Raw genomic sequence first — 20,799 nt, 5'->3', positions numbered from 1 at the left:
AAGGGAGAATGCTGATGACCACGCTATCGCCAGCCGCCGCCGGACACTCGACGTCTCCGGCAGGCCTGTTTCGCATTCTGGTTTCCGCTGCTCTGGCCGTGATCATCACGGCAGGCTTGTTCCTGTTGATGGTGGCGCTGATCCACGACGATGCGGCGCCAGCGCCGGACGCGACTCCGACGCCCCAGATCGATATCTCATTCGATATCGCCGACCGTGATCCCGTCCGCGATCCGCCGCAGGAGATCGCGCCTGTGGAGCCGCCGCCGCCGCATCCGTCCATCCGCCGGGACACCCAGACCGCCCCCGGCGTAGAGCCGATCACGCTGGGGCCGCCGCCCATCGAATACACGGCCGCAGTGATCACGGCGCCCGTGGTCACATTCACCATTCCGCAGCTGACCGACCGGGTCGAGCCGGTCTATCCGCAGCGGGAATTGTCGCGCGGCATCGAGGGGGCCTGCACGATCCAGTACGACATTCTCGCCTCCGGCCGCACCGCCAATCTTCAGGTGCTCGCCTGTGACAGTGACGGGTTTGCGCGCGCCAGCCTGGCGGCGGTTTCGCGCTGGACCCACGCCATGGAGGTCGGCCGCCCGGGCGGCGACATTGTGCGGCGCGGCGTTCAGACCCAGCTTGACTACCGTCTCGAATAGTCCGGCCTGATCCGGACGGCGCATACAAAACGGGCGGGTTCCGATGTGGAACCCGCCCGTCCTGTTCTTATGGCGAAGCGGGCTTAGCCGCCGGTATTGGCGTCGTCTTCGGCTGGCGCCGCGGCGCCCGCTTCCGCCGCCGCTTCCGCCGCCTCGGCGTCGGCCAGACCCACCACCATCAGCGCGAAGGCGAACTCCTCGGCGCGCTCCAGCAGGGAATCAAACCGGCCCGAAGCGCCGCCATGGCCCGCGCCCATATTGGTGCGCATGAGGGTCAGGCCGTCATCGGTGCGCGTGGCGCGCAGGCGCGCGATCCACTTGGCCGGCTCCCAGTAGGTGACGCGCGGATCGGTCAGCCCCGCCGTGGCCAGAACGTGCGGATAGGCCTGGGCGCTGACGCGGTCATAGGGGCTGTAGGACAGGATGTAGTCATAGGCCGCCTCGTCCTCGATGGGATTGCCCCATTCGGGCCATTCGGGCGGGGTCAACGGCAGGGACGGATCGCTCATCGTGTTGAGCACGTCCACGAACGGCACCGCCGCGATGCCGCCGGCGAACATCTCCGGCGCCTGGTTGATCGCCGCGCCCACCAGCAGGCCGCCGGCCGAACCGCCATAGGCGACGATGGAGCCGGCCCGGGTATAGCCCTCATCGATCAGCATCTGGCTGGCGTCGACGAAGTCGTTGAAGGTGTTTTCCTTCTTGTCCAGCTTGCCGTCGAGATACCACTGATACCCCTTGGCCATGCCGCCGCGGATATGGGCGATGGCGTAGATCATGCCGCGATCCACCAGCGACAGGCGCGAGGTGGAGAAGCTGGCCGGAATGGTGATCCCGTAGGAGCCATAACCGTACAGGAGCACCGGCGCCGTACCGTCCAGCGGCGTGCCTTCGCGATAAAGCAGGGTCACCGGGACCTGTTCGCCGTCGCGCGCCGTGGCCATCAGGCGGCGCACGACATAATCGTCGGCATTGTGGCCCGACGGGATTTCCTGACGCTTGATCAGGGTCCGCTCGCGGCTGGCCATGTCATAGTCATAGATTTCGGTGGGCGTAGACGGGCTCTCGTAGGAGAAGCGCAGCCGGTCGACCGCGTACTCGTAGCCGCCCCAGGCGCCCAGCGCATAGGCTTCCTCGTCAAACGCGATCTCGTGCTCGGCGTCATCGGCGAAACGGCGCACGACCAGGCGGGGCAGGGCGTCGGCGCGCTCCAGGCGCACCAGCCAGTCCTGATAGCCGATCAGGCTGGTGACCAGCACACCCGGGCGATGATCGATGAAGTCGCTCCAGTTCTCCCGGCGCGGGTCATCCAGCGGGGCGGACATGATCTTGAAGTCGACCGCGCCGTCCTGATTGGTCAGCACGAACATCCGCCCGCCGGCTTCGGTCAGCGAGTATTCCACGCCGGTCTCGCGCTGCGACACCAGAAGCGGCTCGGCGGCCGGATCATTGGCGTCAAACAGGCGCAGCTCGGACGTGGTGTGGTCATTGGCCGACAGGATGATCCAGGAATTGCCGTCGGTCTTGCCGACGCCCAGGAAATAGCCCGGATCGGATTCCTCGTAGATCAGCTCACGCGTCTCGCTGTCGATGGTCTGGCGATAGACGCGGCGCGGGCGGTTATTCTCGTCGCGCCAGACCCAGTACAGCGTGCGCGAGTCATTGGCCCATTCCAGCGAGCCATAGCTCTCATCAGTGAGGGTGGCGATGTCCTCGCCGGTCTCCAAATTGCGGATTCGCAGCTGGTAGAATTCCGATCCGGCGGTGTCCACTGCATAGGCAAGCCAGCGATGGTCCGGGGAGTGGTCCACCGCGCCCAGCTGGAAGTAGTCGATGCCTTCGGCTTCGGCGTCGCCGTCGAACACGATCTGCTCTTCGCCGGTCATTTCGCCATCAGGGCCGGCGGCGCGGCGCACATAGACCGGATACTGCCCGCCTTCGCGGTAACGGCTGTAGTAGAACCAGTCGCCATCACGCTCGGGCGAGGAGGAATCGTCTTCCTTGATGCGCCCGCGCATCTCGGCGTACAGGCGCTGCTGCAGCGCGGCGGTAGGGGCCATTACGTCGGAGTAATACGCGTTCTCTGCTTCCAGATGGGTGCGGATATCGGCCTGCAGCACCGACGGATCACGCATCACCTGCTGCCAGTTATCGTCGCGCATCCAGGCGTATTCATCCACGCGCGTGCGGCCCAGCTGTTCGATGGTGAACGGGCGCTGCTCGTCGTCGGGAGCGGACAGTTCAAGGGCGCGCGCCAGAAGGCTCGGCGCGGCGGTCTGGGATGCATCCATATCGGCTCGGGTCTCCGGTTCAGGCGCGTCAGGCGCATCCTGGCAGGCGGCAAGGATCATGGCGGCGCCGGCGAGTGGCGCGACCAGTCGGACAAATGATGTGAACATGAGCAATGCGCCCGGGCGGACCCGGCTCCCTCAAGGCAATGGCGAAGGCGTATTACTCCTCCGGCGCCGGTCGAAAGTCCAGCACCCGTCCGTTCGCGCACCAGCGCTGACCGGTGGGCGGCGGGCCGTCATTGAACACATGCCCGCCATGGGCGCCGCAATTGGCGCAATGGAACTCTGTGCGCGGCAGGATCAGCTTGAAGTCGCGCTTCGTGCCGACGGCCTCTGCCGATAGCGGCGCGAAGAAGCTGGGCCAGCCGCTGCCCGATTCGTATTTGGCGGCGCTGGAGAACAGCGCCTCGCCGCACACCGCGCAGTGATAGATTCCGTCGCGCTTTTCCGCGTTCAGCGGGCTGCAGCCCGGCGGTTCGGTGCCTTCATGGAAGGCGATCACGTCGACCTCCGGCGGCAGGTCAGCGCGCAGGCGGGCGATCTCGTCTTTGGACAGGCGGGCCATGGCGGTATCCTTCACGCTCAAGCGGCGATCAGGCCCTTCTCTTTCAGCAGAGCCTGCAGCTCGCCCGCCTCGAACATCTCCTTGATGATATCGCAGCCGCCGACGAACTCACCCTTCACATAGAGCTGCGGGATGGTGGGCCAGTCGGAATAGGCCTTGATGCCCTCGCGCACATTCATGTCTTCAAGCACGTTCACCGAGGCGTATTCGACCTTGAGATGGTCAAGCACGCGCGCCACCACGGAGGAGAAGCCGCACTGGGGAAACATGGGATCGCCCTTCATGAACAGGACGATGTCGTTGGACTGGACGGTCTGGCGGATGGAGTCGAGCGTGGCGGGGTCGGTCATGGATGATGTCCTTTATGGAGGCGGCAGGAAAATCTACGGCGCACGGGTTTCAAGGGCGAGAGCATGCAGCTCGCCGCCCATGCGCCCTTGCAGGGCTTTATAGACCAGCTGGTGCTGGCGTACGCGGGGCAGGCCGCGAAACGCCTCGGCCACGACCACCGCCTTGTAGTGATCGCCGTCGCCGGCCAGATCGATGATCTCCACCTGCGCGCCCGGCACGCCTTCGCGGATCAGATTGGCGATGTCATCGGCGGGCATGGGCATGGCGTGGCGCTCCGGCATGGCGTAAAGCTTGACCCCTAGTATATGAGCGCGCGGGCGCGCTTCGCCATGGGGTATGATGAAAATGCTGACCAATCGCCTGTTCTTCGCCGCTGCGTCTGCGGCGATGCTGCTCGCCGCCTGTTCACCGCAGGCCTCCCAAGACAATGCTGCGCCGGCCACAGCCGCAGCGCCCGGCGCTTGCGACGGCGTTGCAGCCCAGCCCTTGCGCGATGTGTGCATCCTGGCAGCTGACGACATGGAAGGCCGGATGGTCGGCTCTGAGGGCGGCGCGCGGGCGCGCGCCTATGTGCTGTCGCGCTTTGAGGCGATCGGGCTGGCGCCGGCCGAGGGCGGCTATGAGCAGGCCTTCGCCGTGGCGCGCCCGATGGACCTGCGCGAACGCGACAACCTGACCGCGGATATTCCCGGCATCAATCTGATCGGCGTGATCGAGGGCGAGGACCCGTCCATCGCCATGGTGGTCACCGCCCACTACGACCATATCGGCATGAATGAGCAGGGCGAGATTTTCAACGGCGCCGATGACAATGCGTCCGGCGTCGGCGGCCTGCTGGCGGTGGCAGAGCATTTCCTCGCCAATCCGCCGCGCCATAATGTGGTGATCGTCGCGCTCGACGCGGAAGAAGGCGGGCTGGACGGGGCGCGTCACTTCGTGGCCAACCGGCCGGACGGCATTGGCGAGATCGCCTTCAATCTCAATCTCGACATGCTGGGCTATAGCGATACCGGGCGCCTGTTTGCGGTCGGCTCCTACCACACGCCCGAACTGGTCGGGTTGATCGAGGCGGCGGCGTCGGAGTCTGCGGTAGAGCTGCTGGCCGGCTATGACAGGCCCACCGAGAACCGGCGCGATGACTGGACCATGCTGTCCGACCACGCCGCCTTCCACCTGCAGGGCATTCCCTTCCTGTATCTGGGGGTGGAGGACCATCCTTATTATCACACGGTCAATGACACGTTCGACATCATCATGCCGGACTTCTATCTGGGCGTGGTGGACACAGCGGTCGATGTCGCCGTCCGCGCTGACGCGATGCTGAGCGAACTGGCGGACATCCGGCGGGCGCGCGCCGAACCTGCCAAGTAGCCTGTCGCCTCATGGCTGAACGAAAACTGGCCGGGCGCGCAAGCGCCCGGCCAAGCCTTTGATGCGGCGCAATATTTCGCAGCATTACAGGAAATTCACACAAAAATGAACACTGTTCACTTTTCAAGCGGGGGTGAGCGTACTAATTTGCTTGGACAAATTGTCAGGGCCGGGATTGGCCCACATAAACCAGGAGACCTCCCCATGACCGCTCTCGTCCGTGTGCTGTTCGCTGGCGCCGCATTGAGCCTCACCGCGATCCCCGCCGTGCAGGCCCAGGATTGCTCGGCCGCGCCGGCCTTCGTCAGCGTATCCACCGCCAACGCCAATGTGCGCGCCTCGGCCAGCCGTATCGAGCGCAGCGACTGGGCGACCGCCGAGCACTTCGCCCGCTCCGCGATCAACTCCGGCACCACCAGCCGCAACAAGGCCGCCGCTGCGGTCAATCTGTGCGCGGCGCTGGCCAATCAGGGCAGCGAAGGCGCGGCGGATGCATGCAACGACGCCGCCGAGCGCACGGGCGGATCGTGGGAAGCCCACACCAATCGCGGCGCGGCCCTGTGGCTGGCCGGCGATCAGGCGGGCGCGCGCACGGACTTTGCCCGCGCCGGTGAACTGGCGGGCGGCGAGACCGCCGTGCAGGCCAATCTGGCCCTGGCCGCCTGCACCAACTAACGCCGGCTGAATACGATGAATTGAAAAGGCCGGAGCTTCGGGGCTCCGGCCTTTTTCGTTCTGGCGACGACCTGAGAGCCTATTCGGCGGCGATCGCCGTGGGCTCGCCGGCCATCAAGCGGGGCATCCAGTTTTCATGGGCCTGTTTGAGCGCGATGAGATCGATGCTGTGGGTTCCGTTGATCGACACATGGCGACCGCCCGCCAGACCCACCACGCTGACCGGCACGCCTGCGGTCAGAGCATTGGCGCGGATGGTTTCCGCCGTGGCGGCGTCGGCGGCGATGAGATAGCGCCCCTGATCCTCGCCGAACATCCAGGCGAAGGCGGGCAGGGCGCCTGAGTAAGCCAGCTTGATCCCCACGCCGGACGCCATCGCCATTTCCGCAGCGGCGCAGGCGAGGCCGCCGTCGGAAATGTCGTGGACGACCGTCGCGCGCCGGGCGCGAATTTCGGCGCGGACGAAATCGCCGTGGCGTTTTTCTGCGGCCAGGTCCACGCGCGGCGGGGCGCCGTCCTCGCGCTCCTCAATATGGCGCATATAGAGCGAGGCGCCGAGCGCGCCGTGGGTGTCGCCCACCAGCAGCACCACATCGCCATCCTTCATGCCGCCAAAGCCCGCGCGCACGGTCACGTCCGGCAGCAGCCCCACGCCGCCCACAGCCGGTGTGGGCGGGATCGCCTTGCCGTCGGTCTCGTTGTAGAGCGAGACATTGCCCGACACGACCGGGAAGGCGAGGACGCGGCAGGCTTCGGCCATGCCTTCCACGCAGCCCACGAACTGACCCATGATTTCAGGCCGCTCGGGATTGCCGAAATTCAGGCAGTCCGTGATGGCGATGGGATCGGCGCCCACGGCGGTGAGGTTGCGCCAGACTTCCGCCACGGCTTGCTTGCCGCCCTCAAACGGGTCGGCGGCGCAATAGCGCGGCGTGCAGTCCGTGGTGATGGCCAGCGCCTTGTTCGTACCGTGCACGCGCACGATGGCCGCGTCCGCCGGGTCTTCGGAGCTGGCTGCGGTGTCGGCCATCACGTGGCGGTCATACTGGCTCCAGATCCAGCGCTTGGACGCCATGTCCGGCGAGCCCATGAGCGCCAGCAGGGCCTCGCCCATATGTTCGGGCGCGCGCAGCGTCTTGGCGTCGATGCTGGCGCGCGCTTCGGCGGGGAACCAGGGGCGCTCATACTTGGGCGCCTTCTCACCGATCGGATCGAGCGGCAGGTCGCACACCACCTCGCCCTTATGGCGCAGCACCAGGCGTCCATGAGGCGCGATCACGCCGATCGTGGCTACGTCCAGATCCCATTTGCGGAAAATCGCCTCGGCCACATGCTCGCGGCCGGGTTTCACGATCATCAGCATGCGTTCCTGGGATTCCGACAGCATCATCTCATAGGCGGTCATGCCGGTTTCGCGCTGGGGCACGTGGTCGAGATCAAGCTCGATGCCAAGCCCGCCGCGCGAGGCCATCTCCACGCTGGAGGAGGTCAGGCCCGCCGCGCCCATGTCCTGGATCGAGCTGATCGCGTCCTCGGCCATCAGCTCCAGGCATGCCTCGATCAGCTTTTTCTCGGTGAAGGGATCACCGACCTGGACGGTGGGGCGTTTTTCTTCAGAACCCTCGCCGAACTCGGCGCTGGCCATTGTCGCGCCATGGATGCCGTCGCGTCCGGTCTTGGCGCCCACATAGAGCACGGGGAAGCCGGATTCGCGCGCGGCGGCGGTGAAAATCTTGTCCGTGTCGGCGATTCCCACCGCCATGGCGTTGACCAGGATATTGCCGTTATAGCCCTTGTCGAAATTGGTCTCGCCGCCGACCGTGGGCACGCCCACGCAATTGCCGTAGCCGCCAATACCCGCTGCGACACCGGCCACCAGCTGGCGGGTTTTGGGGTGTTTGGGGTCGCCAAAACGCAGGGCGTTCATCAGCGCCACCGGGCGTGCGCCCATGGTGAACACGTCGCGCAAGATCCCGCCTACGCCTGTGGCTGCGCCCTGATAGGGCTCGATAAAGCTGGGGTGGTTGTGGCTCTCCATCTTGAAGATGGCTGCCTGGCCGTCGCCGATATCGATCACGCCGGCGTTTTCGCCGGGGCCGAAGATCACCCGCTCGCCCTTGGTGGGGAATTTCGCCAGATGCACCCGGCTCGACTTGTACGAGCAGTGCTCCGACCACATCACCGAGAAAATCCCCAGCTCGACGAGGTTCGGCGCCCGTCCCAGCTCACGCAAGATGATCTCATACTCATCCGCCGTGACGTGATCGAGCGCGATCTCCGGCGTGATTCCGGGGGCGTAGCGGTTTGTGTCGGTCATGAGCTTTTACCCGGCTGCCTGAGTTGCGCACAGTTTTGTGCGCACACTATTGATCTTTTCGCGTCTGACGCTAAACTGTGCTTCAGTCGATGCATGAACGGAAAGGAATTCATCCGGCGTGCACGCACTTATGCCCGCGCTCACGGCTTGCCGTTCGAGGTGTCTCCGGAGCGGGGCAAGGGCGGCGACCAGCTGATCCGCGTCGGCGGACGGCCCACCACCGTGAAGTCGGGCGAGATCGGCGCCGGCCTGCTGCACAAGATGTTGCGCGATCTCGCCATCCCCAAAGACGGTTTCTAGGAGACCAGAATGACCGATCATCTCGTCTACGCCTACCCGGTCAGCCTTGAACCGGACGAGGACGGGCGCTTTCTGGTCACCAGCGCGGACTTTCCCGAACTGGCCACTGACGGCGCCGATGACGCCGAGGCGCTGGAGAACGCGGCCGACGCGCTGGACGTGGTGCTGCGCGAACGCCTGCGTGTGGGCGACGACATCCCGCCGCCCCGGGCGCGCCGGTCCGGCGAGCGCACAATTCCGGTTGAGCACGTCACGGCCTACCGCATGGTCCTGTCCCAGTGGGCTGGCGCCTACGGGCGCGGCGCCCAGATTGAGTTGGCGCGGCGTCTGGGCAAGGGTGAGACCCATGTCCGGCGACTGCTGGCTCCGGAAGGCGGCGCGCGTGTGGAGAGCCTGGTGGAGGCGCTGCGGGCCGTGGGATGGGCGCCGGCCCCGTCGGTCGGCCACGCTGCGGTGCGCGCAGCCGGATAGCGGGTGCGGACGCAAAGCGGCCATCACCCCTTCCCCAGAACGCTCTCGAACACGCCCAGCCCGTCGGTTCCGCCATGGATCGGGTCCACCGCGCGTTCGGGGTGGGGCATCATGCCCAGCACATTGCCCGCGCTATTGGTGATCCCGGCAATGTCGCGCGCCGAGCCATTGGGATTATTGCCATAGCGGAAGGCGACCTGGCCTTCGCCTTCCAGCCGGTCGAGCGTGGCGTCGTCGGCGAAGTAATTGCCGTCATGATGGGCAATGGGGATGACCAGCTCGCTTGATCCGGGATAGGCGCGGGTGAAGCGCATATTGGCGCTTTCCACATAGAGCGGCGTTTTCTCGCAGATGAAGCGCAGGCCGGCATTGCGCATCAGCGCGCCGGGCAGCAGTCCCGCCTCGATCAGGATCTGGAAGCCGTTGCAGACGCCCAGCACCGGCGTGCCGCCTTCGGCGCGGCGCACCAGATCGCCCATGATGGGCGAGCGCGCGGCGATGGCGCCCGAGCGAAGATAATCCCCGTAGGAAAACCCGCCCGGGATCATGATGAAATCCAGGCCCTCGGGCAGGCTGGATTCGCCATGCCAGACCATGGCCGGGGCCACGCCGGTGACGCGCTCGATCGCCACGGCCGCATCGCGGTCGCAGTTTGAACCGGGGAAGACGATGACAGCGGTTTTCATGAGCGCAGCGTTTAGCAGGCGAGTCGCGCCTTGGCGAGCGCTTCGCGCGCGCCGGGTTCAGCTTGGCGCGTCGAATGGAAAACTGGTCACAGCGCCCTGCGACGCCGAGCGCACCAGCGCGGCGTATTTGGCGTAGGCGCCGGTGGGATAGCGCGGCTTGGGCGCGATGAAGCCGCGCGCCATGCGGGCGGACAGATCAGCGTCAACATCAAGGCGCCGGCCATCCACATCAATGGTGATCACATCGCCATCGCGGATGAAGGCCAGCGGCCCGCCGCGCGCCGCTTCCGGCGCCACATGGCCGACCATGAAGCCGTAGGTCGCGCCGGAAAACCGCCCGTCCGTGATCAGCGCCACGTCGTCGCCTAGGCCTGCGCCCTGGATGGCGGCGGTCACCGCCAGCATTTCGCGCATGCCGGGCCCGCCCGCCGGTCCCTCATAGCGGATCACCACCACATCGCCTTTCTGGATGCGGCCCTGATTGACCGCCTCGAAACAGGCTTCCTCGCTGTCAAACACGCGGGCGGGACCGGACACGAAGAGCCGGTCATGGCCGGCGAGCTTCACGACGCAGCCTTCCGGCGCGAGATCGCCATAGAGCACGCCGAACCCGCCGCGCGCCTTCACCGGATCAGCGGCGCTGCGGATCACGTCCTGGCCGGGGGTTTCTTCAGCCAGGGCGGCTTCTTCAAACAATGTGCGTCCCGTGATGGTGCGCGCATCGGTGAGGTGGCCCGATTGCTCAAGGCGCTGGACCAAGAGCCGCGTGCCGCCCGCTGCGCTCATGTCCGGCGCCATGTATCGCCCGCCGGGTTTGAGATCGGCGATCACCGGCGTGGCGCGCGAGATGGCGTCAAAATCATCGATATTGAAGGCGTCTGTGGGCACGCCGGCCTCGCGCGCGATGGCCAGCAGATGCAGCACGGCATTGGTCGAACCTGCGGTGGCCGACACGGCGGTGGCGGCGTTCTTCAGCGAGGTTGGCGTGATCAGGCTGCGCGCATTCCGTCCGGCATTGAGCGCTTCGACCACCAGACGCCCCGCCGCCTCGGCGGCTTTGGGCTTGTCGGGGTGCACGGCGGGCAGGTCATTGAGCGCCATGTCGCTGAGGCCCAGCACGCTCAGCGCCAGCGCCATGGTGTTGGCAGTGAACTGGCCGCCGCAGGCGCCCGCGCCGGGGCAGGCGGCCTTCTCCACCTCGATCAGCTCGGCTTCGCTGATGCGCCCGGCGGCGCAGGCGCCGACGGCTTCGAATACGTCCTGAATGGTCAGGTTCTTGCCGCCCAGCTTTCCCTGCATGATCGAGCCGCCATAAAGGATGACGCTGGGCAGATCGAGGCGGGCCGCGGCCATGGCGGCGCCGGGCAATGTCTTGTCGCAGCCCACCATGAACAGCACTGCGTCGAGGCAATGGCCGCGCACGGCGAGCTCGGCCGAATCGGCCACGCAATCGCGGCTCATCAGGCTGGCGCGCATGCCTTCAGTACCCATGGCGATGCCGTCGGTGACCACGATGGTGTTGAAATCCACCGCCGTGCCGCCCGCCGCCTCGATCCCGGCGCGGGCATGATCGGCGAGACCCGCCAGATGCATGTTGCAGGGCGTGACGCTTGTCCAGGTGTTGACGATGGCGATCATCGGCTTGGCGAGCCGCTCATCATCGAAACCGGCAGCGCGCAGCATGGCGCGGGCCGGAGCGCGGGCCGGGCCCTGGATCAAGGTGTGGGAGGGGCGCTTTTCGGTCATGACAGGGCGGGCTCTTCCAGTGTTTCGAGATGGCGGGCGAGGGCGGCAAGCTCCGCCTTCGCCTGGGTCGCGCGTGACGGGCGCGACAGAACGGCCTCCAGCGCCGGGGGCGGGGCGATGGCGCGCCCGATGAGGGGCTCGACAATGTCGGCGAATTTGTAGGGATGGGCTGTGGCAGCGACGATCCACGGGCGGGCGTCGCGCGTTGCAGGGTCAAGGCGCGCAAAGGCTTCTGCGCCGGTGGCCGAGTGGGGGCACCAGACATAGCCTGAACGGACATACTCGCTGATGATGCGGGCGCGGATGGCGTCGTCGTCGACTTGCTCCACCCGTACATCGCCCGCCCCGGCGGGCAGAGCTTCCAGCCGCTCGAAATTGCTGGGCGCGCCCACATCCATGGCGTTGGCGAGCGTTGCGACGGACGCCCTCGGCTCAAACATCCCGCTGGCGGCCCAGTCGGCGAGCGTTCCATTGGCGTTGGTCGCCAATACGATCGGCCCGATGGGCGCGCCCATGGCGCGGGCGTAGAGCGCGGCGACGCCATGACCCAGATTGCCGGTGGGGATGATCAGGCCGGGCCATGTGCCTGTGCGCACCAATGCCTGCGCACAGGCGCGGGCGAGATAGGCGCCCTGGGGCAGGAGCCGGGCGAGATTGATCGAATTGGCGCTGGTCAGCCGGTGGCGCGCCGCCAGACCGGCATCGGCGAAGGCGGATTTCACCAGCGCCTGACAGGCGTCGAAATCGCCTTCGACCTCCAGCGCGCTCACCGGCGCATCCCAGCAGGTCAGCTGGTGGCGCTGGAAGTCGGAGACGCGGCCCTTTGGGAACACGATCACGGCGCGCACGCCGGCGCGCCCCTCTGCGGCGCATCCCACCGCCCCGCCGGTATCGCCCGAGGTGGCGGCCAGCACGGTGCGCGGATGCTGAGCGTCGGACAGGCGGCTGAGGCAGGCCATCAGGAAGCGCGCGCCGAAATCCTTGAAGGCGCCCGTGGGGCCGTGAAACAGTTCCAGCGCCATCAGGCCGGGCTGGGCCGGGTCCGGCATCACCTGAGGCGCGTCAAAGTCGAAGGCCTCGGCGCACATCATGCTCAGCGAAGAGGCGAGCCTGCCGCCAGCCACGAAGGGTTCCAGCAACAAGTGCGCGGTTTCCGCGACGCTTTCCGCGCCGGTAAGCTCATTCAGGACGCTTTCGGGCAGGGACTCGGGCCTGAACAGACCGCCATCGCCCGCCGTTCCGGCGAGGATGGCGTCTTCAAACCGGACCGGCGAACCGCCCCCGCGTGTCGAGACGAAGTTCACGCCGCCGCCTCCGCGACCTGCTCGATGCGAACACCGGCGCTATCCAGCGGCGCGCGATAGGCCTGCGCCTGTCGCCCGGCGCGTTTGAACGCGGCGGCCATGGACGCTTCCACCATGTCCGCGTCGCCGGAGAGCGCCCAGGCGAAGACCGACGGGCCGGACCCGGAGAAGGAACAGCCCAGCGCGCCGGCGTCCATCGCCGCTTTCTTCACCGCAGGCAGTTCGGGCAGGAGGTATTTGCGCTGGGGCTCGATCAGGATGTCCTCAAACCCTGCGCGCACCAGATCGAGATCATTGATGGCGCAGCCCAGCGTGAAGGCGCTGATGCGCCGGGCGTGCTCCACGGCGGTGTGAAGCGGTACTGACGGTTTGAGAATGCCGCGCGCGGCGCGGGTCTCGATCCGGGCGTCGGGATGCAGCAGGATCGCCACCAATCCCTTGGGGGCTGGCAGGCGCCGGATCAGCGCCGGGTCGAGGCGCGCCGCGATCACCAGCCCGCCATGCAGGCTCGCCATGACATTGTCCCAGGGTGGCGGGTCAGCCGACACCGCCTCGCCTTTCAGGGCGAAGGGCAGCAGGTCGTCCACCGCGAACGGCGTGTCGAGCAGGGCGTTCACGGCGGCGGCGGCGGCGACCGCAGAGGCGGCGGACCCGCCCATCCCGGCGCTGAGCGGCACGCCCTTGTGGATGGAGACGCGCACGCCGAACTTGGCGTGCGCCTCAGACAGGACGGCGCCGGCGGCCGTCAGGGCGGTATTGGCTTCCACGCGATCGGGAAGAAAATCCACGAGCCCGCTAACCGAGCCCAGGGTCACGCCGGACCCCCGGACGCGTTCGGCGGTAACGGTGTCGCGCACGGCGTCAAAGGCCTGGCCCAATACGTCGAACCCGACCGAGACATTGCCGATGCTGGCGGGCGCGCTGGCGGCAGCGGACTGGATCATGGGTCAAACTCCTTCAGGCGCTGGCGGCGAGCGCTGCGCGTTCGGGCGCATCACACGCGCAAGCGCGCGCAATGTCCATGACATCTGCAAACACCGACGCCGCCGTGGGCCAGCGCCCGGCGCCCTTGCCGTAAAGGGCGTGCACCGAACCGTCGGCCAGCGTGACCACAAACCGGTTCTCTTCATTCACCGCACCGGCCAGCGGATGGGACGCGGGTACGCTCATCACGCGCACGCTGGCCTCCACTGATCCGTCGGCGTTGAGGGCGCAGCGCCCGATCTGTTTGAACACGTCGCCCTTGGCCGCCGCTTCGGCGAGGCGCTCCGGCGTGGCGGCGCGCAGGGACTCTTTGGCGATCGCCTCCGGCGCCACATCGCGCCCGAAGGCTTCGCGGATCAGAAGAGAGAGTTTGTCGGCGGCGTCATGCCCGTCCACATCGGCGCTGGGGTCGGCTTCGGCGAAACCGAGGCGCTGGGCTTCGGCCACGGCGTCATCGAAGGCGGCCCCGGCGCGCAGGCGGCTGAGAATGAAATTGCCGGTGCCGTTCATGACGCCTTCGACGCTCACCACGCCGCGGGGTTTAAGCCGCTCCAGCGCTTCGAGAATCACCACCCCGCCGCCGACGCTGGCGGCGTATTGCAGGCGGCGTCCGGCTTTGCGGGCGCCGGCCTGAAGCGCGTCATAGCGCGCCGCCAGGGCGGCCTTGTTGGCGGTGACGACGTGGGCGCCGCCCGCCAGCGCCCGCAGCATCAGATCGGCGGGCTGGTCGATGCCGCCCATGGCCTCGATCACCAGATCCGGATTGTCCGCCAGCGCGGCGTCCGCGTCAGCGGTGAAGGCGGCGCGCGCATCTCCGGCGCGGCGCTCGGGGCGGCGCACCAGGACCGGGTTGACCGCAAACAGGTCGGGCCGCGCCAGCATATGGTCCAGCACGCCCGATCCTACCGCGCCACAGCCCAGCAGCGCCACGCGCAGGGGCCGGGTGCGCACGGGCGCGCCGATCACGGCAGGGCCCGGCGCGATGCGGGTGGCGTGGCCGGCGCCCATGGCGGCGATCTCGATCTCCAGACCGGCGGCGCGGGCCGCCTCGATCGCCTTGGGCTGGATCAGGCCGCGGCTGGCTTTGAGCGCGGCGTCATAGTCCAGCCGGTCATAGCGCCGCGCCCCCGGATCTCGCGCCGGATCATCGGTATAGACCCCGTCCACATCCTTGATCAGGCGTACCCGGCGCGCCCCGGCCTGCGTGGCGAAGAACACCGCGGTCAGATCAGTCCCGCCCCGGCCCAGCGTCACGGCGCCGTGGCGTTCATGACCAGCGGTAAAGCCGGGCAGGACCACCGCCTCCACATCGCCAAGCGCGGCGTGGAGGCGGGCGCGGTCGAGACGTACGAGGTCCGCATCCAGCGGGTCGCCTTCGGCTTCCAGTGCGATTTCGTGGGGATCGAGGACGCGGGCGCGCACGCCCAGCCTTGCGAGCTCCAGCCCCATCAGAGCCGCCGAGCGATACTCGCCCAGCCGCACCAGCCGCGCCGTCATGGCCGGGCAGGCGTTTGCACCGCCGGCTTCAGCCTCGGCGAACAGGGCGTCGGTCTCGCCGTGGAGGGCGGACACGATGATGATCACGGTCTCGCCGGCGCGCACATGGCGGTAGGCTTCAGCGCCCGCCGCGGCGTAGTCAGCCTTGGCGGTCAGCACCGAGCCGCCGAATTTCAGCACGCAGAGCGGGCGGGCGGCGGGTTGGTCGAGGGCGGCGTCCATGATCGTCAGGTCCTTGTTCGATAAGCCGGAATTCAGCCAAGAAAAAACCCGCTGCCGGGGCCGGGAGCGGGTCGGGTCGGTCAGGTGTGAGTGTTGATCCTCAGCCCGCGCCGCACCGCCCGCCCATAATCGTGGTGGTGGAGGTGGTCGCAGTTGTGGAGCGGATAAGGAGGCCGGACGACATGACGCCAAGACCGGCCAGCGCTACGGCGCTCGCCAGATCAAGACCACGAAGGACGGCGGCCTGAGCCATGTCGAACTCCAACGAATTGCGCTGCACGTGCTCAGCGCTTGGCCCTACGATGGGCGGCATTTCTGCAGCGCGTCAACCGGCCTTATGTTGCCCGAAAGCCACAATTTCGGGGGCGGTCTGCGAAAATCAGGCAGCAACACATTGATATAAATTACGAAATATTTTTTCCCAAGGTCCGTACATTTTCCCGGTTGCCAAGGAGGCGCTATCGCCCTTAGCCTTTCCAACAGATCGGCGAGGCCGCACATGCAGCATCGCCGGGTCAGCCGCGTTCAGGATCGTCCTGGACGCCCAAGCAATCGAGACGGCCCGCCATGCGCGACGCGAAGGCCATTGCGAAGACTGCAGACGCCCGGTTCAAAGCCGTGGCGCTGTCTTCGTTCGTCCTTCTCGTCGTCGTGCTTATTACCTCCCTTCGCGGAGCGGTGGCGCCTGTCTGACGGAAGCTGAAATTTCCCCAAGACGCCAAGGACCCCCGCTCCCCGAGCGGGGGTTTTTTCTTGTCCTGACTTTCACACCGGAGACTGACAATTGACCCGCATCTACACCGAAGACGACGCCAAGGCCGAGGCGATCCAGCCCGGCCCCATCGCCATCATTGGCTATGGCAGCCAGGGCCGCGCCCATGCCCGCAATCTGCGGGACAGCGGCCATACGGTCATTGTCGGCGCCCGCCCCGGCGGCAAGGCGGCCACGCGGGCTGCGGCGGACGGGTTTGAGGTGTTCACCCCCGCAGATGCAGCCAAGCGCGCCACTTTCATCGCCATGCTGACCCCGGACATGACCCACAAGTCGGTCTACGAGACCGATATCGCCCCCAACATGACGCCGGGCGAGACGCTGATGGTCGCCCACGGGTTTTCCATCCATTACGGCCAGGTGCGCCCGCGCGCCGATATCGACGTCGTTCTGGTGGCCCCCAAGGGACCGGGCGATCTGGTGCGCCGGGAGTTCGAGATCGGGCGCGGCGTGCCCAGCCTGTTCGCGGTCTGGCAGGACGCGTCGGGTGAGGCGCGCGAGCGGGCGCTGGCCTATTGCAAAGGCAATGGCGGCACGACGGGCGGCGCAATCGAGACGACCTTCGCCGAAGAGACCGAGACCGATCTGTTCGGCGAGCAGGCGGTGTTGTGCGGCGGCGCCAGCGAGCTGGTGGCCGCGGGATACGAGACCTTGGTGGAGGCGGGCTACCAGCCGGAAATCGCCTATTTCGAATGCCTGCACGAGCTCAAGCTGATCGTTGATCTGATGTATGAGGGCGGATTGGCCCGCATGCATGACTTCATCTCGGAGACCGCTAAATACGGCGATCTGGTCTCGGGTCCGCGCGTCATCAATGCCGAGACCCGGGCGCGGATGCGCGAGGTGCTGACCGACATTCAGTCTGGCGCCTTCGCCCGCGACTGGATCCTGGAAAATCAGGCCGGCAAGCCGCGCTATGACGCCCTGCTGCGCCAGGACCTGGAGCAGGACATCGAAAAGACGGGTGCGCGTCTGCGCGCCCGCATGGCCTGGCTGCAGCCCGGCGCCAATGCCGGTCAGGCGGAGTAGGGCCATGCTGACCGCCGCCGCCCCGCCGCCGCACGACACGGCCCCGAAACCCTCCGCCCGCACCGGCGCCCATCTGGTTGTCGAGGCGCTGGAGCGCGAGGGCGTCGATTATGTGTTCGGCTATCCCGGCGGGGCGATCATGCCGGTCTATGACGCGTTGCCGGGCTCGCGCCTGAAGCACGTGCTGGTGCGCCATGAGCAGGCGGCGGCGCTGGCGGCCGACGCCTATGGCCGGGTGTCGGGCGAGCCGGGCGTGTGCCTGGCCACGTCCGGGCCGGGGGCCACCAATCTGATCACCGGGATCGCCAACGCGTTCATGGATTCAGTGCCCTTGGTGGCGATCACCGGTCAGGTGGGCACATCCCTGATGGGCACCGACGCCTTCCAGGAGATTGACGTGTTCGGCGTCACCCTGCCGATCGTGAAGCATTCTTTCATTGCGCGCAGCGCAGCCGACATCCCCCAGATCTTCGCCGAAGCGTTTGCTCTGGCGAAGGGCGGGCGGCCGGGGCCGGTCCTGATCGACCTGCCCAAGGACGTCACCCAAGCCCTCGGGCCGTTCCCCCCAGCGGGACCGGCGCCGGCGCCCGCCGCTTATGCATCGGCCGATCCGGCGTCCATGCGCGCTGCCGAGGCCATGATCCGCGCCGCGCGCCGCCCGGTCCTGTATTTCGGCGGCGGCATCGCCATCGCCCGCGCCGAAGCGTCCTTGCGTGATTTCCACGACCGCACCCGCATCCCGGCGGTGGCGACGCTGAAAGGTCTGGGCGGCCTGCCCACAGAGCGCGAAGATTTCCTGGGCATGCTGGGCATGCACGGCACGCGCGCGGCCAACACGGCGGTGATGGAAAGCGATCTGTTGATCTGTGTGGGCGCGCGCTTTGATGACCGCGCCACGGGCAAGCTCGACACGTTCGCGCCGGGCGCGCAGGTCATCCATATCGATGGCGACGCGTCGGAGATTTCCAAGCTGCGCCGCGCCAATGTGGCGCTGCCCGGCGATATCGCGGCGATCCTCGCGGCGCTGGATCCGGGGCGTCTCGACATTGCCGCCTGGCGTGCGCGTTGCGCCCAGAACGCCGCCGACTGGGCTTTCCGCTATGACGCGCCGGGCGCGGGCGTCTACGCCCCGGCCTTGCTGAACGAGTTGTCGCGTCAGGCCGGCGACCGTTTCATCGCCACCTGCGATGTGGGCCAGCACCAGATGTGGGTGGCCCAGCATTGCCGCTTCTCACGGCCCCAGGCCCACCTGACCAGCGCCGGCCTGGGCGCCATGGGCTATGGCATTCCGGCGGGTATCGGCGCGCTGTTCGCTGAGCCGGACGCCACGGTGGTGACGGTGACCGGCGACGGTTCGATCATGATGAATATCCAGGAGCTGGCCACGCTGCGCCGCTACGGCCTGCCGCTCAAGATCGTGCTCTTGGACAATTCCCAGCTGGGCATGGTGCGCCAGTGGCAGGAGCTGTTCTACGAGCATAATTTCTCCGAGGTCGACCTCTACGACAATCCCGATTTCGCCGAAGTCGCCCGCGCCTTCGGGATCGAGGCGTTCACCGTGGACCGGCGCGTGGACGTGCCCGGCGCGATCGACCGCCTGCTCAACACCCGCGGGCCGATCCTGGCCCATGTGCGCATCGACCCGGCCGAAAATGTCTGGCCGCTGGTGCCGCCGGGCAAATCCAATTTTGACATGATGGAGGCCTCATGACCTGCCGCATCGATATTGATTTTCGCCCCGGCGAGGGCGCGGTGCTGCGCCTCATCGGCCTGGTGGAGCGGCGCGGCTTTGTGGTGCGCGCCCTGACCCTGCCCGAGACGCGGGCTGGCGCCTCCGCGCGCCTGACCCTTCACCTGGCGCCGCGCGATGCGGGCCGCCGGGTGGAGACGGTCTGCGCCCAGCTGACCAAGATGTACGAGGTCGAGGCGGTGGCGTCGGCTGAGCCCCAGCTCCAACCCCAGCCGCTGGAGGCGGCGTCATGAGTGACCGGGTCATTATTTTCGACACCACGCTGCGCGATGGTGAACAGGCGCCCGGCTTCTCCATGAGCGAGGCCGGCAAGCTGAAAATGGCCAAAGCGCTGGCGGCGCTGAAAGTTGACGTCATCGAGGCAGGCTTCGCCATCGCGTCGCCCGGTGACTTCCGCGCGGTCGAGCGCATTGCGGGTGAGGTGGACGGCCCCGTCATCTGCTCGCTGGCGCGGGCGGCCAAAGGCGATATCGAGGCGGCGGGCAAGGCGCTGAAACCGGCGGCGAAGAAGCGCATCCATGTGTTTCTGGGCACCAGCCCCCTGCACCGCGAATTCAAGCTGAAAATGAGCCGGGCGGAGATCCTGACCCGGATCGCGGAGATGGTCGCCTATGCCCGTGAGTTCGCCGATGACGTGGAGTTTTCCGCCGAGGACGCCATCCGCACCGAGCGCGAGTTCCTGGTGGAGGCCCTGTCCGTGGCCGCCGGCGCCGGGGCGGGTACGCTGAATGTCCCCGACACGGTCGGCTACGCCACGCCCGAAGAGATGGCCGAGCTGTTCACCCATCTGGGGCGGGCGGTGGAGCGGCCCGAGGGCGTGATCTTCTCGGCCCATTGCCATGACGATCTGGGTATGGCGGTGGCCAATTCGCTGGCCGCCGTGCGCGGCGGGGCGCGCCAGATCGAGTGCGCGCTGACCGGCATTGGCGAGCGGGCGGGCAATTGCGCGCTGGAGGATGCGGTGATGGCGCTGCGCACCCGCAAGGACCAGTTCGGCCTGACCACCGGGATCGATACCCGCCAGATCATGGCCGCGACGCGCACCCTGTCCCAGGTCACCAACACCCATCCGCCGCGCAACAAGGCCATCGTGGGCGCCAATGCCTTCGCCCACGAATCCGGCATCCACCAGCACGGCGTGCTGATGAACCGGGAGACCTATGAGATCATGAAGCCTGAAGATGTGGGTCTGGCGTCCAACGCGCTGGTGCTGGGCAAGCATTCGGGCAAGCACGCCCTGGCCGCCCGCGCCGCGGAGCTGGGCTGGACGTTGGAGGGCGAGGCGCTGGCGCGCGCCTTCACCGCATTCAAGGCGGTGGCTGACGAGGTCGGCACCGTGGATTCAGCCCGGCTGGCGGCGGTTCTGGCGCGGCTGGATGGTGATGCCAGCGACCAGATGTGGACGCTGTCGCGGCTGGAAATCCGCGCCCCGATTTCACGCAAGGACCAGCCGGTGGCGCGCATCGAGCTGGACCATCCGACGCGGGGCCGGGTCAGCGATCTCGCCCGCGCGCCCGGCGCGCTGGACGCCGCCTATCAGGCGGTCAGCCAGATCATGGACGCGCCTGCGCGCGTGGCCGGGATCGACATGCAATACATCGCCGCCGATCCGGACGAGACCGGCGCGGACGGCCAGGGCGCAGACGTTCTGGTCGAGCTGGAAGCGGAGGTGGACGGGGAGCGCTTCCCTGGCCGCGCCCGCGCCCGCGACATCCTGCCCGCCTGCGTCGGGGCCTATATCGACGCGCTCAACAACGCCCTTGCCGTGCGCCGCCGCCGAGAGGCCCGCGCCGACGCCGCCGCCTGAAGGAC

20 protein-coding genes are annotated in these 20,799 nt (G+C 67.4%); 9 read left to right on the top strand and 11 right to left on the bottom strand.

Annotated elements, in window-relative coordinates:
• The first annotated feature begins 14 nt into the window (after nt 1–14).
• Nucleotides 15–656 carry an energy transducer TonB gene (locus L2D01_11610; protein ID WBQ09538.1) on the top strand — a complete coding sequence of 214 codons (642 nt, stop codon included), beginning with the start codon at nt 15–17 and terminating at the stop codon, nt 654–656.
• 83 nt (nt 657–739) lie between these two features.
• On the opposite strand, the gene L2D01_11605 is transcribed toward L2D01_11610, so the two are convergent.
• The 4 genes from L2D01_11605 to L2D01_11590 are packed head-to-tail and all read right to left on the bottom strand — an operon-like array spanning nt 740 to nt 4,126.
• On the bottom strand, nt 740–3,055 hold the full coding sequence (locus tag L2D01_11605; protein WBQ09537.1) for a S9 family peptidase: 2,316 nt from the start codon (nt 3,053–3,055) through the stop codon (nt 740–742).
• Nucleotides 3,056–3,107: 52 nt separating this feature from the next.
• Complete coding sequence (gene msrB, locus L2D01_11600; protein ID WBQ09536.1) at nt 3,108–3,512, bottom strand: peptide-methionine (R)-S-oxide reductase MsrB; 405 nt, start codon at nt 3,510–3,512, stop codon at nt 3,108–3,110.
• 17 nt (nt 3,513–3,529) lie between these two features.
• A complete protein-coding gene (gene grxD, locus L2D01_11595; GenBank protein WBQ09535.1) occupies nt 3,530–3,862 on the bottom strand; it encodes a Grx4 family monothiol glutaredoxin in 333 nt (110 codons plus the stop codon).
• 33 nt (nt 3,863–3,895) lie between these two features.
• Nucleotides 3,896–4,126: a BolA family transcriptional regulator gene (locus tag L2D01_11590; protein ID WBQ11641.1), complete on the bottom strand. Its 231-nt coding sequence runs from the start codon at nt 4,124–4,126 to the stop codon at nt 3,896–3,898.
• An 82-nt stretch (nt 4,127–4,208) separates the two neighbouring features.
• Between L2D01_11590 and L2D01_11585 the strand changes: the two genes are divergently transcribed.
• Nucleotides 4,209–5,234, top strand: a complete 1,026-nt coding sequence (locus L2D01_11585) for a M20/M25/M40 family metallo-hydrolase (protein ID WBQ09534.1) — start codon at nt 4,209–4,211, stop codon at nt 5,232–5,234.
• A gap of 204 nt (nt 5,235–5,438) precedes the next feature.
• Complete coding sequence (locus L2D01_11580) at nt 5,439–5,909, top strand: hypothetical protein (GenBank protein ID WBQ09533.1); 471 nt, start codon at nt 5,439–5,441, stop codon at nt 5,907–5,909.
• Nucleotides 5,910–5,988: 79 nt separating this feature from the next.
• Here the strand turns inward: L2D01_11580 and purL are convergent, their stop codons facing one another.
• The gene (gene purL, locus L2D01_11575) at nt 5,989–8,226 is read right to left on the bottom strand and encodes a phosphoribosylformylglycinamidine synthase subunit PurL (protein WBQ09532.1); all 2,238 of its coding nucleotides are present in this window, start codon (nt 8,224–8,226) and stop codon (nt 5,989–5,991) included.
• A 93-nt stretch (nt 8,227–8,319) separates the two neighbouring features.
• On the opposite strand from purL, the gene L2D01_11570 reads away from it, so the two are divergent.
• Together L2D01_11570 and L2D01_11565 are read left to right on the top strand one after the other, a co-directional pair.
• Nucleotides 8,320–8,526 (top strand): hypothetical protein, encoded by a 207-nt coding sequence (locus L2D01_11570; protein WBQ09531.1) that lies wholly within the window; start codon nt 8,320–8,322, stop codon nt 8,524–8,526.
• Between the two features lie 9 nt (nt 8,527–8,535).
• Nucleotides 8,536–8,997 (top strand): type II toxin-antitoxin system HicB family antitoxin, encoded by a 462-nt coding sequence (locus tag L2D01_11565; protein WBQ09530.1) that lies wholly within the window; start codon nt 8,536–8,538, stop codon nt 8,995–8,997.
• A gap of 23 nt (nt 8,998–9,020) precedes the next feature.
• Here the strand turns inward: L2D01_11565 and purQ are convergent, their stop codons facing one another.
• The 6 genes from purQ to L2D01_11535 form a co-directional block, all read right to left on the bottom strand.
• Nucleotides 9,021–9,683 carry a phosphoribosylformylglycinamidine synthase subunit PurQ gene (purQ, locus tag L2D01_11560; protein ID WBQ09529.1) on the bottom strand — a complete coding sequence of 221 codons (663 nt, stop codon included), beginning with the start codon at nt 9,681–9,683 and terminating at the stop codon, nt 9,021–9,023.
• A gap of 57 nt (nt 9,684–9,740) precedes the next feature.
• Nucleotides 9,741–11,429, bottom strand: coding sequence for a dihydroxy-acid dehydratase (gene ilvD, locus L2D01_11555; protein ID WBQ09528.1), 1,689 nt, complete (start codon nt 11,427–11,429; stop codon nt 9,741–9,743).
• On the bottom strand, nt 11,426–12,733 hold the full coding sequence (gene thrC / locus L2D01_11550; GenBank protein WBQ09527.1) for a threonine synthase: 1,308 nt from the start codon (nt 12,731–12,733) through the stop codon (nt 11,426–11,428). The genes ilvD and thrC overlap by 4 nt, the downstream gene beginning before the upstream one ends.
• Nucleotides 12,730–13,677, bottom strand: coding sequence for a homoserine kinase (locus L2D01_11545; GenBank protein ID WBQ09526.1), 948 nt, complete (start codon nt 13,675–13,677; stop codon nt 12,730–12,732). The genes thrC and L2D01_11545 overlap by 4 nt, the downstream gene beginning before the upstream one ends.
• 13 nt (nt 13,678–13,690) lie before the next feature.
• Nucleotides 13,691–15,436, bottom strand: a complete 1,746-nt coding sequence (locus L2D01_11540; GenBank protein WBQ09525.1) for a homoserine dehydrogenase — start codon at nt 15,434–15,436, stop codon at nt 13,691–13,693.
• A gap of 100 nt (nt 15,437–15,536) precedes the next feature.
• Nucleotides 15,537–15,689 (bottom strand): hypothetical protein, encoded by a 153-nt coding sequence (locus L2D01_11535; protein WBQ09524.1) that lies wholly within the window; start codon nt 15,687–15,689, stop codon nt 15,537–15,539.
• A 540-nt stretch (nt 15,690–16,229) separates the two neighbouring features.
• Between L2D01_11535 and ilvC the strand changes: the two genes are divergently transcribed.
• Genes ilvC through L2D01_11515 form a run of 4 tightly spaced genes read left to right on the top strand, consistent with a single transcriptional unit; the run spans nt 16,230 to nt 20,794 of the window.
• On the top strand, nt 16,230–17,237 hold the full coding sequence (gene ilvC / locus L2D01_11530) for a ketol-acid reductoisomerase (GenBank protein WBQ11640.1): 1,008 nt from the start codon (nt 16,230–16,232) through the stop codon (nt 17,235–17,237).
• A gap of 4 nt (nt 17,238–17,241) precedes the next feature.
• On the top strand, nt 17,242–18,948 hold the full coding sequence (gene ilvG / locus L2D01_11525) for an acetolactate synthase 2 catalytic subunit (GenBank protein ID WBQ09523.1): 1,707 nt from the start codon (nt 17,242–17,244) through the stop codon (nt 18,946–18,948).
• Nucleotides 18,945–19,220, top strand: a complete 276-nt coding sequence (locus tag L2D01_11520) for a hypothetical protein (protein WBQ09522.1) — start codon at nt 18,945–18,947, stop codon at nt 19,218–19,220. The genes ilvG and L2D01_11520 overlap by 4 nt, the downstream gene beginning before the upstream one ends.
• A complete protein-coding gene (locus L2D01_11515; protein WBQ09521.1) occupies nt 19,217–20,794 on the top strand; it encodes a 2-isopropylmalate synthase in 1,578 nt (525 codons plus the stop codon). Before L2D01_11520 ends, L2D01_11515 begins: the two co-directional genes overlap by 4 nt.
• Nucleotides 20,795–20,799: the final 5 nt, after the last annotated feature.

This window comes from Hyphomonadaceae bacterium ML37, assembly GCA_027627685.1.
Lineage (GTDB): Bacteria > Pseudomonadota > Alphaproteobacteria > Caulobacterales > Maricaulaceae > Oceanicaulis.
Note: the sequence above shows the minus strand (reverse complement) of the source record. Positions and strands in the feature narration are given on the sequence as shown.

Excerpts from the sequence above, each read along its gene's own strand:
- L2D01_11610 (WBQ09538.1), top strand. The coding sequence starts at position 15 with ATGACCACGCTATCGCCAGCCGCCGCCGGACACTCGACGTCTCCGGCA.
- L2D01_11605 (WBQ09537.1), bottom strand. The coding sequence starts at position 3,055 with ATGTTCACATCATTTGTCCGACTGGTCGCGCCACTCGCCGGCGCCGCC.
- msrB (WBQ09536.1), bottom strand. The coding sequence starts at position 3,512 with ATGGCCCGCCTGTCCAAAGACGAGATCGCCCGCCTGCGCGCTGACCTG.
- grxD (WBQ09535.1), bottom strand. The coding sequence starts at position 3,862 with ATGACCGACCCCGCCACGCTCGACTCCATCCGCCAGACCGTCCAGTCC.
- L2D01_11590 (WBQ11641.1), bottom strand. The coding sequence starts at position 4,126 with ATGCCCATGCCCGCCGATGACATCGCCAATCTGATCCGCGAAGGCGTG.
- L2D01_11585 (WBQ09534.1), top strand. The coding sequence starts at position 4,209 with ATGCTGACCAATCGCCTGTTCTTCGCCGCTGCGTCTGCGGCGATGCTG.
- L2D01_11580 (WBQ09533.1), top strand. The coding sequence starts at position 5,439 with ATGACCGCTCTCGTCCGTGTGCTGTTCGCTGGCGCCGCATTGAGCCTC.
- purL (WBQ09532.1), bottom strand. The coding sequence starts at position 8,226 with ATGACCGACACAAACCGCTACGCCCCCGGAATCACGCCGGAGATCGCG.
- L2D01_11570 (WBQ09531.1), top strand. The coding sequence starts at position 8,320 with ATGAACGGAAAGGAATTCATCCGGCGTGCACGCACTTATGCCCGCGCT.
- L2D01_11565 (WBQ09530.1), top strand. The coding sequence starts at position 8,536 with ATGACCGATCATCTCGTCTACGCCTACCCGGTCAGCCTTGAACCGGAC.
- purQ (WBQ09529.1), bottom strand. The coding sequence starts at position 9,683 with ATGAAAACCGCTGTCATCGTCTTCCCCGGTTCAAACTGCGACCGCGAT.
- ilvD (WBQ09528.1), bottom strand. The coding sequence starts at position 11,429 with ATGACCGAAAAGCGCCCCTCCCACACCTTGATCCAGGGCCCGGCCCGC.
- L2D01_11545 (WBQ09526.1), bottom strand. The coding sequence starts at position 13,677 with ATGATCCAGTCCGCTGCCGCCAGCGCGCCCGCCAGCATCGGCAATGTC.
- L2D01_11540 (WBQ09525.1), bottom strand. The coding sequence starts at position 15,436 with ATGGACGCCGCCCTCGACCAACCCGCCGCCCGCCCGCTCTGCGTGCTG.
- L2D01_11535 (WBQ09524.1), bottom strand. The coding sequence starts at position 15,689 with ATGGCTCAGGCCGCCGTCCTTCGTGGTCTTGATCTGGCGAGCGCCGTA.
- ilvG (WBQ09523.1), top strand. The coding sequence starts at position 17,242 with ATGCTGACCGCCGCCGCCCCGCCGCCGCACGACACGGCCCCGAAACCC.
- L2D01_11520 (WBQ09522.1), top strand. The coding sequence starts at position 18,945 with ATGACCTGCCGCATCGATATTGATTTTCGCCCCGGCGAGGGCGCGGTG.
- L2D01_11515 (WBQ09521.1), top strand. The coding sequence starts at position 19,217 with ATGAGTGACCGGGTCATTATTTTCGACACCACGCTGCGCGATGGTGAA.